This window comes from Allobaculum sp. (assembly GCF_047010065.1).
Classification (GTDB): Bacteria; Bacillota_I; Bacilli_A; order Erysipelotrichales; family Erysipelotrichaceae; genus Allobaculum; species Allobaculum fili.
The window spans coordinates 34614-45640 of record NZ_JBKXLD010000004.1; the positions used below are offsets into that span (position 1 = coordinate 34614).

20 protein-coding genes are annotated in these 11027 nt (G+C 49.4%); all 20 read left to right on the forward strand.

The window, feature by feature from the left end:
- Nucleotides 1-205 precede the first annotated feature (205 nt).
- Nucleotides 206-1528: a M18 family aminopeptidase gene (locus ACLUYS_RS00815; protein ID WP_230268169.1), complete on the forward strand. Its 1323-nt coding sequence runs from the start codon at nt 206-208 to the stop codon at nt 1526-1528.
- Nucleotides 1529-2173 carry a hypothetical protein gene (locus ACLUYS_RS00820; protein ID WP_230268168.1) on the forward strand — a complete coding sequence of 215 codons (645 nt, stop codon included), beginning with the start codon at nt 1529-1531 and terminating at the stop codon, nt 2171-2173. It abuts the gene before it with no gap.
- An 889-nt stretch (nt 2174-3062) separates the two neighbouring features.
- Nucleotides 3063-3374 (forward strand): 30S ribosomal protein S10, encoded by a 312-nt coding sequence (gene rpsJ / locus ACLUYS_RS00825; protein WP_230268138.1) that lies wholly within the window; start codon nt 3063-3065, stop codon nt 3372-3374.
- A gap of 14 nt (nt 3375-3388) precedes the next feature.
- Entirely contained in the window at nt 3389-4078 is a 690-nt protein-coding gene (gene rplC, locus ACLUYS_RS00830; protein WP_230268139.1) for a 50S ribosomal protein L3, read from the forward strand.
- The gene (gene rplD, locus ACLUYS_RS00835) at nt 4078-4707 is read left to right on the forward strand and encodes a 50S ribosomal protein L4 (RefSeq protein ID WP_230268140.1); all 630 of its coding nucleotides are present in this window, start codon (nt 4078-4080) and stop codon (nt 4705-4707) included. Before rplC ends, rplD begins: the two co-directional genes overlap by 1 nt.
- Complete coding sequence (gene rplW / locus ACLUYS_RS00840) at nt 4707-5000, forward strand: 50S ribosomal protein L23 (RefSeq protein ID WP_230268141.1); 294 nt, start codon at nt 4707-4709, stop codon at nt 4998-5000. The genes rplD and rplW overlap by 1 nt, the downstream gene beginning before the upstream one ends.
- A 160-nt stretch (nt 5001-5160) precedes the next feature.
- The gene (rplB, locus tag ACLUYS_RS00845) at nt 5161-5994 is read left to right on the forward strand and encodes a 50S ribosomal protein L2 (RefSeq protein WP_230268142.1); all 834 of its coding nucleotides are present in this window, start codon (nt 5161-5163) and stop codon (nt 5992-5994) included.
- Nucleotides 5995-6011: 17 nt separating this feature from the next.
- Nucleotides 6012-6290 carry a 30S ribosomal protein S19 gene (rpsS, locus tag ACLUYS_RS00850; protein ID WP_230268143.1) on the forward strand — a complete coding sequence of 93 codons (279 nt, stop codon included), beginning with the start codon at nt 6012-6014 and terminating at the stop codon, nt 6288-6290.
- Between the two features lie 9 nt (nt 6291-6299).
- Nucleotides 6300-6635 (forward strand): 50S ribosomal protein L22, encoded by a 336-nt coding sequence (rplV, locus tag ACLUYS_RS00855; protein ID WP_230268144.1) that lies wholly within the window; start codon nt 6300-6302, stop codon nt 6633-6635.
- A gap of 11 nt (nt 6636-6646) precedes the next feature.
- Entirely contained in the window at nt 6647-7516 is an 870-nt protein-coding gene (gene rpsC / locus ACLUYS_RS00860; RefSeq protein WP_230268145.1) for a 30S ribosomal protein S3, read from the forward strand.
- Nucleotides 7516-7932: a 50S ribosomal protein L16 gene (rplP, locus tag ACLUYS_RS00865; protein ID WP_230268146.1), complete on the forward strand. Its 417-nt coding sequence runs from the start codon at nt 7516-7518 to the stop codon at nt 7930-7932. The genes rpsC and rplP overlap by 1 nt, the downstream gene beginning before the upstream one ends.
- A gap of 2 nt (nt 7933-7934) precedes the next feature.
- Nucleotides 7935-8126 (forward strand): 50S ribosomal protein L29, encoded by a 192-nt coding sequence (rpmC, locus tag ACLUYS_RS00870; protein ID WP_230268147.1) that lies wholly within the window; start codon nt 7935-7937, stop codon nt 8124-8126.
- 17 nt (nt 8127-8143) lie between these two features.
- Nucleotides 8144-8404 (forward strand): 30S ribosomal protein S17, encoded by a 261-nt coding sequence (rpsQ, locus tag ACLUYS_RS00875; RefSeq protein WP_230268148.1) that lies wholly within the window; start codon nt 8144-8146, stop codon nt 8402-8404.
- An 18-nt stretch (nt 8405-8422) separates the two neighbouring features.
- Nucleotides 8423-8791 (forward strand): 50S ribosomal protein L14, encoded by a 369-nt coding sequence (gene rplN, locus ACLUYS_RS00880; RefSeq protein WP_230268149.1) that lies wholly within the window; start codon nt 8423-8425, stop codon nt 8789-8791.
- Nucleotides 8792-8803: 12 nt separating this feature from the next.
- Nucleotides 8804-9136, forward strand: coding sequence for a 50S ribosomal protein L24 (rplX, locus tag ACLUYS_RS00885; protein ID WP_230268150.1), 333 nt, complete (start codon nt 8804-8806; stop codon nt 9134-9136).
- 11 nt (nt 9137-9147) lie between these two features.
- Nucleotides 9148-9690 (forward strand): 50S ribosomal protein L5, encoded by a 543-nt coding sequence (rplE, locus tag ACLUYS_RS00890; protein WP_230268151.1) that lies wholly within the window; start codon nt 9148-9150, stop codon nt 9688-9690.
- A 9-nt stretch (nt 9691-9699) separates the two neighbouring features.
- Entirely contained in the window at nt 9700-9885 is a 186-nt protein-coding gene (locus tag ACLUYS_RS00895) for a type Z 30S ribosomal protein S14 (protein ID WP_019893566.1), read from the forward strand.
- Between the two features lie 17 nt (nt 9886-9902).
- Complete coding sequence (rpsH, locus tag ACLUYS_RS00900) at nt 9903-10301, forward strand: 30S ribosomal protein S8 (RefSeq protein WP_230268152.1); 399 nt, start codon at nt 9903-9905, stop codon at nt 10299-10301.
- Between the two features lie 25 nt (nt 10302-10326).
- Nucleotides 10327-10872 carry a 50S ribosomal protein L6 gene (gene rplF / locus ACLUYS_RS00905; RefSeq protein WP_230268153.1) on the forward strand — a complete coding sequence of 182 codons (546 nt, stop codon included), beginning with the start codon at nt 10327-10329 and terminating at the stop codon, nt 10870-10872.
- Nucleotides 10873-10890: 18 nt separating this feature from the next.
- The coding region (locus ACLUYS_RS00910) for a 50S ribosomal protein L18 (RefSeq protein ID WP_412658685.1) at nt 10891-11027 on the forward strand (137 nt) is incomplete at its 3' end.

Here is an 11027-nt window from a genome sequence, read left to right on the forward strand (position 1 = left end):
GCTTTAATGGGAACCGACCGGCTCGGCGCACTTTCTGCTCAGAAAGACAGACCGCCCGCAAGGAAGGAAAAGGGAGTCTGGAAACCGTATTAGACCAGCGATGTTTTTCGTTTTAGTCAGGACTGTCATTCTGTACTTGAGTCGCTTTTCCAGGACATCCTGTTTCTGCTGGATATGGTATTGTCTTAGATAAGGAGGAAAACTTATGTCCTACAAAGAATTTGCAGGCAAGCTGACCGATTTTATTGCAGCGTGCCCAAGCATGTTTCATTCCGTACATTCCATTGCCGCTGAACTTGAAGCCAAAGGATTCAGCGCGCTGAAAGAAAAAGACGCCTGGAATCTTGAACCAGGCAAAGGCTACTATACAATTCGCAACAACAGTTCCATTATTGCGTTCATGATTCCGGAAAATCTGACTGACTATCATTTCCAGATGAGTGCAGCGCATACCGATTCTCCAACGTTTAAAATCAAATCCGTTCCGGAAATTACCGGACCGGCTGAATACATCCGTCTTAACGTCGAGGCGTACGGCGGAATGATCGATTCCACATGGCTCGATCGTCCTCTGACTATTGCCGGACGTGTCATGGTCGATACCGGCAACGGTCTCGAAAGCCGTCTGTTCTATATGGATCAGGATATTCTGACCATTCCAAACATGCCGATCCATTTCAACCGTGAGATCAACGAAGGCTTCGCGTTCAACCGTCAGGTGGATCTGTGCCCTCTGTTCTCCTGCGGCGCAATGACCAAAGGCTCCTTCAATCAGATGGTTGCTGACGAACTTGGCGTAGATGTAAATGCCATCAAGGGCAAGGATCTGTTCCTGGTTAACCGTCAGAAAGGCATTCTCTGGGGCTACAAGGATGAATTCGTATCCAGCCCGAAACTTGACGACCTCGAATGCGCCTATACGACTCTGCAGGGCTTCCTGAATGCAGAACACGGAAACAAGATTGATGTTTACTGCTGCTTCGACAACGAAGAAGTCGGCTCCAACACCAAGCAGGGCGCTATGTCGACCTTCCTGCACGATGTGCTCCGTCGGATCAACAGCGCGCTCGGCAAAACGGAAGAAGAATACTACCGCGCCGTATCCGCAAGCTTCCTCGTATCGGCGGATAATGGCCATGCCGTTCATCCAAACCATCCGGAAAAAACCGATGCCGGCGAAAACACGGTTTACATGAACCACGGCCCAATTATTAAAGAGGCCGCTAACCAGAAGTACACAACCGACGCCTTCTCGAGATCTGTATTCACAATGATCTGCGAAAAAGCCGGCGTTCCTGTACAGAACTTCGCAAACCGTTCGAATATTGTCGGCGGATCGACGCTGGGCAACCTTTCCAATACTCAGGTATCTGTACACGCTGTTGACATCGGACTGGCTCAGCTGGCCATGCATTCTTCCTTTGAGACCGGCGGTGCCAAAGATCCGTACTATCTCTTCCAGGCGATGCAGACTTACTTCAGCACCAATATCAAGATTGACGGAGCAGACTCCGTAAGCTTCGAATAAATGGCGAAGAAGAAAAAAGAACCGGTCTGGCTGACCAAATCGATTACCAGCAACACCGCTGGCCTGATTGACGATGTTCCGTATCAGAAAGCGCTCGAACAGATCGATCGAACCGACGAGAGCGCCGGCATGAAGCATCTGCTGATCGGGTGGGCGGCTCAGGAGAGACTGGAAGACCGCAAACTTCCGGAAAAGCTGCTTTCCCGCAAGAGAAGCACTTCCTTTCGGGACTTTGCCAGAAAACAGATGATTGAAGATCGAGGAACCTTTCGTCTATCCGGCATAACGACCGCGTTTGCGATGGTTCTGCTCTGCTCCTTCATCCGCAATGCCATTTTCGGAAAGTATCTCGTTAACTTCTCGGTGGACGCCGTCGTTGCTGCCATTGGTGCAGCGCTTGCCATCCTGAACCTTAGAACGCAGCTGCAGACCGCTGAGCTGTACGGCAATACGCGGCCGATGGTTCTGACCGACGTCCTGGCTCTCGTCCTCTGGTTTTTGATGATGCAGGTCTTCCGCAATTTTGACAGCTCGATTGTGATTTTCCTGGTCACCTATTTCTTCAGCCTCTGGCGTTTCAAGAAAATGCAGGAAAAATTTATTCAGGAAAACCATTTAGAAATCAGCCTGAACGCTAAAAAATAGCGTTCAGGCTTTTTCTAATATAAGAATCTGTCAGAACGCGAAGTCGGATCATCTAGAGACGCTCCGGATCCGGGCTGCGATCCTCTTTCTGGGGTGAGGATGATACGTGAACAGTGATAGGTGAAAGGCAGATCGAGCTGGAATGGAGGGATCGGTCTGCCAAGGTCCGAACTTTGCGTGGTCAGGCTAGATTCTATGTGCCGCTTTAATTGCGTTATATATGGATGAATGGGAAGAGCGTGCATACAAGCGAGGCGAACATATGGAAGAACGCGCAGAAATTCAAATAAGCGAATATGAGGGGAAATATAAGAAGCGCATATACGGCAAATAAGGCAAATAAGATAAATATAAGAAAGGAAAACGCAAAGTCGCCGCGACGGAAGCAGGAGATCGGAAGCCTGACGCCTGCGAGAATTCTGAGACTCTGGTGAATGATACATGAATCAGAGAGGACCGAGAACACTCAGGAGGATCAATGGAATGTCACAGCCATTTATACAGAAGCATCCACGTGCTGAGAACAGAGAAAAGCGGATTCGAAAAACGTACATAACTTCGATTTGGCGACGTCTTTTTTATCGTTTTGCCAAATACGAAATGACGACGTCAGGATTAAAAGAGTAAAAGCGCTTACACAATGATGAAAGAATTTTTCAATACGGAAAGAGGCTGAAAATCCGAAAAAGCCTTTACTCGTCGGGCCGGATCTTAAGAAAATGTAAAAATCGCCGAGAAATATCGCTTGTAATGAGGGGGATATTCTGATAGACTGTTCAAGCACTGCGAGGAAGTGCGAGGTTGCTGACCCACTGAAATACGTTGTCATGGAATGGGTTGGGGAATTCGCACAGAGCATGTTTATCAAGAATAAACGAAAGGAGTAACCATGGCAAAAAACACAATGAGAATCCGCTTGAAAGCGTACGAGCATCGCATTCTGGACGACAGCGCGAAGAAAATCGTTGAAGCTGCCCAGAAACATGGTGCAAAGAAAGTGGTTGGACCTGTACCTCTGCCAACAGAAAAACAGATCGTGACCATTCTTCGTGCGGTTCACAAGTACAAAGATTCCCGTGAACAGTTCGAAATCCGTACGCACAAGCGTCTGATCGAAATTGTTTCGCCGAACAAGGAAACTATCGATGCACTGCAGAGACTGGAACTGCCCAGCGGCGTTGACATCGAAATCAAACTTTAATGGAGGAAGTCATCGTGAAAGGTTTGTTAGGAAGAAAGTTAGGGATGACTCAGGTCTTCACAGAAGATGGCGTCCTGATTCCTGTAACTGTAATCGAAGCCGAACCCAACATTGTGCTGCAGGTGAAAACCGTTGAAACAGACGGCTACAATGCTGTACAGCTTGGTTTCGAAGACGTAAGAGAAAAACGTTCGACAAAACCTGAAATCGGACATGCCAAAAAAGCTGGCACTGCCCCGAAACGTTTTGTCCGCGAAGTCCGCGACTGTGACCTGGAAGTTCAGCCAGGCGACGCAGTAAGCGTAGACATCTTTACTGCTGGAGAAACTGTCGACGTAATCGGCACATCCAAAGGTAAAGGATATATGGGTACCATTTACCGCAACAATGCGCATCAGGGCCCAAAAACACATGGTGGATCCAAGAACATCCGTCACATCGGATCTCTGGCTACCAACGGTATTACATCCCGTCAGGGACGCATCATGAAGGGTACTGCAATGCCTGGTCATGAAGGTGCCAAACGCACAACTGCTCAGAACCTGACCGTAATCAAAGTTGATCCGGAAAACAACTACGTACTGATCAAAGGAAACGTTCCTGGTCCTAAAAAAGGAATGGTTATGATCCGCACAGCCAAAGCTTCTAAAGGCGATAAGGCTCCTGTAGTTCTGATCAACCGCACAGAGGAGGCTGGAGAATAATGGCACTCATCAATGTACTGAATCAGATGGGCGAAGTTGTCGGCTCCATCGAGCTGAACGACAGCATCTTCGCCATTGAACCGCATAAAGACGCTCTGTACGAAGCTGTTAAAATGCAGCAGGCCGGCAAGCGTCAGGGAACGCACTCCGTTAAAGGCCGCAGCGAAGTAAGCGGCGGCGGACGTAAGCCCTACCGTCAGAAAGGCACCGGACGTGCCCGTCAGGGTTCCATCCGTGCTGCACAGTGGAGAGGCGGCGGAATTGTATTCGGCCCGACTCCCCGTGATTACTCCTACAGAATCAATAAGAAAGTTCGCCGTCTGGCTCTGAAATCTGCGCTTTCCAGCAAGGTTCAGGACAACGAATTCGGCGTACTGAACGCTCTGGTATTCGACGCTCCGAAAACAAAAGAATTCGCAGCTGTTGTGGAAGCAATCAAAGCTCCAAGCAAGACCCTGTTCGTTGTAGGCATGGACGAAGATACAGATAATGCTTATCTCTCCGCCCGCAACATCCCGGATGTCATGATGATGAACTCCCGTGGCATCAACGTTTACGACCTGCTCAACGCAAACCAGGTGTTCATGACTGAACAGGCTGTAAAAGAAGTAGAGGAGGCCCTCGCTTAATGAAAGACTACAGAGATGTACTGATCCGTCCGGTTATCACAGAACAGTCCGTAGCCGCGATGGAAGACGAAGGCAAATACACCTTCGAAGTGCCGAAACAGACCAACAAGATCGAAGTTCGTCAGGCTGTTGAAAATCTGTTCGGCGTTAAGGTTGAAAAAGTCAACATCAGCAATACCAAAGCCCATACAAAACGCAGAGGCGCTACAGTCGGCGTTGTCAATGGTTTCAAGAAAGCCGTTGTTACTCTGAAGAAGGGCGAAAAGATCGACATCTTCGGCGAAGAAGAATAAACGATCCATAGCTTCCTTCCTCTATCTATATAGAGACAAGGAAAATACGCAAAACTGATTCCGAGGATCGAAGCCGATCCGATAAAAAGAAACGGTTTTGCATCAGGGAGAAGACGCTATTTCCTGAATAAACATCGCGTATTGAGAGGAGAAAAAGTTTATGCCAATCAAAAAGTATAAACCGACTACACCCGGCCGCCGTGGAATGTCTGTTCTGACTTTCGAAGAAATCACAAAGACAACTCCGGAACGCAGCCTGACTGCTCCGCTGAAATCCAAAGGCGGACGCAACAACACAGGCCGCATCACCACCCGTCACCAGGGCGGCGGTCACAAGAGAACTTACCGTATCATCGACTTCAAACGAAACAAGGACAGCATCCCTGCAACCGTTAAGGCGATTGAATATGACCCAAACCGTACTTGCAACATCGCTCTCGTAGCATATGCGGACGGTGAAAAACGCTACATCCTCGCTCCGAAAGGCCTCGAGGTCGGCGCTAAAATCGTTTCCGGTCCGGAAACGGATATCAAAGTCGGAAACGCATGCGAACTGCGCAACATGCCTGAAGGTACGATCGTTCACAACGTTGAGCTCCGTCCTGGCAAAGGCGGCCAGATGGCCCGTGCAGCCGGTGCTTCCGCACAGATTCTCGGTATTGAAGACAAATACGTTACGATGCGTCTGACATCCGGCGAAGTTCGCAAGGTACTCGGAACCTGCCGCGCTACTGTTGGCGCAGTCGGCAACGAAGACCACGCTCTGGTTAACCTCGGTAAAGCCGGAAGAACCCGCTGGAAAGGCGTTCGCCCGACAGTACGCGGTTCTGTAATGAACCCGAACGATCACCCGCATGGCGGTGGTGAAGGCCGTACGCCGATCGGCCGCAAGTCTCCAATGACGCCGTGGGGCAAGAAGGCTCTTGGCGTGAAGACACGTGCTAAGAAGAAAGCGTCGAACAAACTGATCGTACGCAGAAGAAACGGCAAATAGACAAGGAGAACGTTGAAATGAGTCGTAGTTTGAAAAAAGGACCTTTCGTCGACGAAAGCCTTATGAAAAAAGTTCAGGCTCTGAACGCTTCCAATAAAAAAGAAGTCATTAAGACCTGGAGCCGTCGTTCAACTATTTTCCCTGAATTCGTTGAACACACATTTGCCGTATACAACGGCAAGGAACACGTACCTGTGTTCGTAACCGAAGACATGGTTGGACACAAGCTCGGTGAGTTTGCCCCAACCCGCAAATACCTCGGCCACGCAGCCGATGACAAGAAAGGCAAGAAGTAGGAGGTCAGTATGGAAGCAAGAGCAACCGCAAAAACACTTCGCATTCAGCCCCGTAAAGCCAGACTTGTCCTGGACCTGATCCGCGGCAAAAATGTTGAAGAAGCTGCAGCCATCTGCAAGTTCACTCCCAACAAAGGCGGTGAAATGGTCGGCGCAGTCCTCAAAAGCGCAGTCGCCAACGCGGTGAACAACCACGAAATGGACGAAGAAAAACTGTATGTAAAAGAATGCTACGCAAACGAAGGCGTAACACTCAAGCGCTTCATGCCTCGTGCAAAAGGCAGCGCCAGCCCGATTCATAAACGTACCAGCCATATCACTGTTGTTGTGGCTGAGAAAGACTAAGGAGGAACACCATGGGTCAGAAAGTAAGCCCGATTGGAATGCGGACCGGTATCATCCGTGACTGGCAGTCCAGATGGTATGCAGATGATAAAGAATTCTCGAAACTCCTGATGGAAGACGTGAAGATCCGCGAATTCGTCGAGAACTATTATGCAAATCTCTCCAAAGCAGCAGCAGATAAGAGAAAAGCCGATCCTCAGATCTCGAGAATCGAAATTGAAAGAACGCAGAACCGAATGACTCTGATCATTCGTACTGCTCACCCAGGCGTTGTCATTGGTCAGGATGGAAAATCCATTGAAGGCCTGAAAAAAGCCCTGCAGAAAATGACTTCGGTTAAAAACCTGCAGATCAACGTCGTAGAAATCGCCAACCCGAACCTGGACGCTCGTCTGGTGGCTCGCTGGATCGCGAACGAACTCGAAAACCGTAAATCGTTCCGTGCAACCCAGAAGAAAGCCATCCAGAACACCATGCGTTCCGGTGCGAAAGGCATCAAGACATCTGTTTCCGGCCGTCTTGGCGGAGCAGATATCGCCCGTACCGAAGGTTATTCCGAAGGTGTTGTACCACTGCACACACTTCGTTCGGATATCGACTATGCCCTTGAAGAAGCAGCTACCACTTACGGCCGTCTTGGCGTAAAAGTATGGATCTGCCGCGGTGAAGTTCTCCCTGGAGAAATGGTTAAAGAACCGGAAGCTCCAAAACAGAGACGCACTCGTCCTGCAAGAGGCAGAAACGGACGCAACGGCAACGACCGCCGTCAGGGCGGCAGAGGTGCCGGACGTCAGCCCCGCAGAGAAGGCGGACGCAGAGACAGCCGTTCCAATGCGAACGCTGCACCTGCCGCCGCAGCTCCTAAAGGAGGTAACGAATAATGTTAATGCCAAAGCGTACGAAGTACCGTCGTCCGCATCGTCTTTCCTACGAAGGACGTTCCAAAGCCGGCCGTAACGTCGAATTCGGCGAATACGGTCTGGTAGCAGACAGCGGCAACTACGTTTCCAACCGTCAGATCGAGGCAGCCCGTATTGCCATGACCCGTTACATGAAACGTGGCGGTAAAGTATGGATCCGGATCTTCCCGCATCTGGCCAGAACCAAAAAACCTCTTGAAGTCCGCATGGGTTCCGGTAAAGGTGCTCCAGAAGGATGGGTAGCTGTTGTTAAACCCGGCCGCGTAATGTTCGAAGTTGGCGGCGTACCGGAAGAAGTAGCTCGCGAGGCGCTCCGCTTGGCCAGCCACAAGCTTCCAGTTAAAACTCGTTTTGTTAAGAAAGGAGAAACTGAATAGTCATGAAGGCAAGTGAACTTCGCACAAAGACAGAAGCTGAACTGCTGCAGGAACTCAATCTCCTCAAAGATGAGCTGTTCAATCTCCGCTTCAAACAGGCAACTGGCCAGCTCGAGAATACTGCACGTCTTAAAGCGGTTAAAAAAGACATCGCCCGCATCAAAACCGTACTGGGCGAAATGAAACAGGCTTAATCAGGGAGGACTTGGACATGGAAGAAAGAAACAACCGAAAAGTTTACCGTGGCAGAGTCATTTCTGACAAGATGGACAAAACTGTTACGGTTGCCGTTGAAACGATGAAAAAACATCCGCTCTACGGCAAGCGCGTTAAATACACTAAGAAATTCAAAGCCCACGATGCGAAAAACGAAGCTAGAGAAGGAGATCTCGTTGAAATCATGGAAACAAGACCTCTTTCCAAAACCAAACGTTTCCGTCTGGTTAGCGTAGTGGAAAAAGCACGCGGCTAGAGTCAGGAGGAAGAGCAAATGATTCAAAATGAAAGCCGTTTGCGCGTAGCCGACAACACGGGTGCCAAGGAAGTCCTTGTCATTCGTCCTCTTGGCGGAAGCAAGCGCAAATTTGCCAACATCGGTGATGTCGTTGTCTGTGCTGTTAAACAGGCAGCTCCTGGCGGAGCCGTTAAAAAGGGTGACGTTGTAAAAGGCGTAATCGTTCGTTCCAAATACGGCGTACGTCGCGACAACGGAACCTACATCAAGTTCGACGACAACGCAGTCGTTCTGATCAAAGATGACAAAACCCCCCGGGGTACTCGTATTTTCGGCCCGGTTGCCCGCGAACTTCGTGACCACGACTTCATGAAGATCGTTTCTCTGGCACCGGAAGTGCTGTAAGGAGGATTTCTCGTGAAGATTAAAAAAGGTGACAAAGTTCAGGTAATGACCGGAGCTTACAAAGGAACCATCGGCGAAGTCCTTGCTGCATTCCCGAAAGAAGGCAAAGTCATCGTTGAAGGTGTCAACATCGTCAAAAAGCACATGAAACCGACCCAGTCCAACCCGGATGGCGGAATCGTTGAAAAAGAAGCGAAGATCGATGCATCGAACGTCGCTCTCTACGACGAAAAAGCCAAAGAAGCCGGCCGCATTGGCGTTAAGGTTTCCGTTGACGAAAATGGCAAGAAAACAAAAGTCCGCTACTTCAAGAAGAGCGGCAACGAACTGAAAGAAAAGAAGTAGGAGGATAGTAAATGAACCGGTTAAAAGAAAAATACCAGTCCGAGATCGTCCCGGCTATGATGAAGCAGTTCAACTATTCTTCCGTTATGCAGGTTCCGAAGATCGAAAAAGTCGTAATCAACATTGGTGTCGGCGATGCGATCCAGAACTCGAAATATCTTGACGAAGCTGTAGAAGAACTCGCAGCGATTTCCGGTCAGCAGCCGGTAATCACAAAGGCGAAAAAATCCATCGCGAACTTCAAGGTTCGTGAAGGCATGCCGATCGGCTGCAAGGTAACCCTGCGCGCGGACAGAATGTATGAATTCCTGGACAAACTGTTCAACATCTCTCTTCCGCGTGTAAGAGACTTCCGCGGTGTTTCAGACAGCGCCTTTGATGGACGCGGCAACTACACTCTCGGTGTTAAGGAACAGATCATCTTCCCGGAAATCGACTTCGATAAAGTCAACAAATCCCGTGGTATGGATGTCGTTATCGTAACCACCGCAGATACCAACGAAGAGGCAAAAGAGCTCCTTACCGCTCTTGGCATGCCCTTCGTTAAGAAATAGGAGGAACTCATGGCAAAAAAAGCGATGAAGTTGAAACAGCAGCGTCCTCAGAAATTCAAAGTTCGCGAGTACACTCGCTGTCAGAGATGCGGACGTCCGCACTCCGTACTGAAAAAATACGGCATCTGCCGTATCTGCTTCCGTGAACTGGCTTACAAAGGCCAGATCCCGGGTGTGAAAAAGGCTAGCTGGTAAGCAGGGAGGAAACAAGCATGACAATGACTGATCCGATCGCGGATATGCTCACCCGCATCCGCAACGCTCTTGCTCAGAAGCATGAGACTGTCTCCATGCCTTCCAGCAAAGAGAAGGAAAGAATTGCTAAAATCCTGGTCGAAGAAGGCTATATCAACGGTTTCTCCACAGAAGCTGACGGTGTTAAGAAAACGCTGACCATCGATCTGAAATACGGCAAGAACGGAGAACGCGTAATCTCCGGTCTGAAGAGAATTTCCAAGCCAGGCTTCCGTGTATACGCCGGCGCAGACAACCTGCCACGCGTACTGAACGGACTTGGCACTGCGATCATCTCCACATCCCACGGTGTGATGACCGATCGCGACGCAAAGAAAGCCAATGTAGGCGGCGAAGTACTCGCCTACATCTGGTAATAGTTCAGCAGGAGGAAAATACTGAATGTCACGTATCGGCAATAAACTGATTACCATTCCTGCCGGCGTAACTGTTGAAGTTGCTCCAGGGAATGAGGTGACTGTCAAAGGTCCTAAGGGAACTCTGACAAGAAAGTTCTCCGACATCCTCACGATCGAGGTTGAAGGAAACGAAGTAACTGTAAAACGTCCAAACGATCTCAAGGCCACAAAACAGCTGCACGGAACAACCCGTGCTCTGCTGCACAACATGGTAGTCGGCGTATCTGAAGGCTTCCAGAAAGATCTTGAACTCGTTGGTATCGGTTTCCGTACAGCGGTTAAAGGAAACAAGCTGACCATGAACGTCGGCTACTCCCACCCCGTTGAAAAAGAAATCTTCGAAGGACTCGAAGTAACCTGCCCAAGCGCAACCACAATTACCGTTAAGGGCATTGACAAGCAGCTCGTCGGCGAATTCGCTGCAGAAGTGCGCGCAGTTCGCAAACCTGAGCCTTACAAAGGAAAAGGTATTCGCTATAAAGGTGAACATATCCGTCGTAAGGAAGGTAAGACTGCTGGTAAGAAATAGTGGGAAAGGAGCAAGACTATGATTAAAAAACAGTCAAAAAACGAAGCAAGACAGAAACGTCATCTTCGCGTTCGCAAGAATGTCAGCGGAACTCCTGAATGCCCACGTCTGAACGTATTCAGAAGCAACGCCAACATCGAAGCCCAGATCATTGA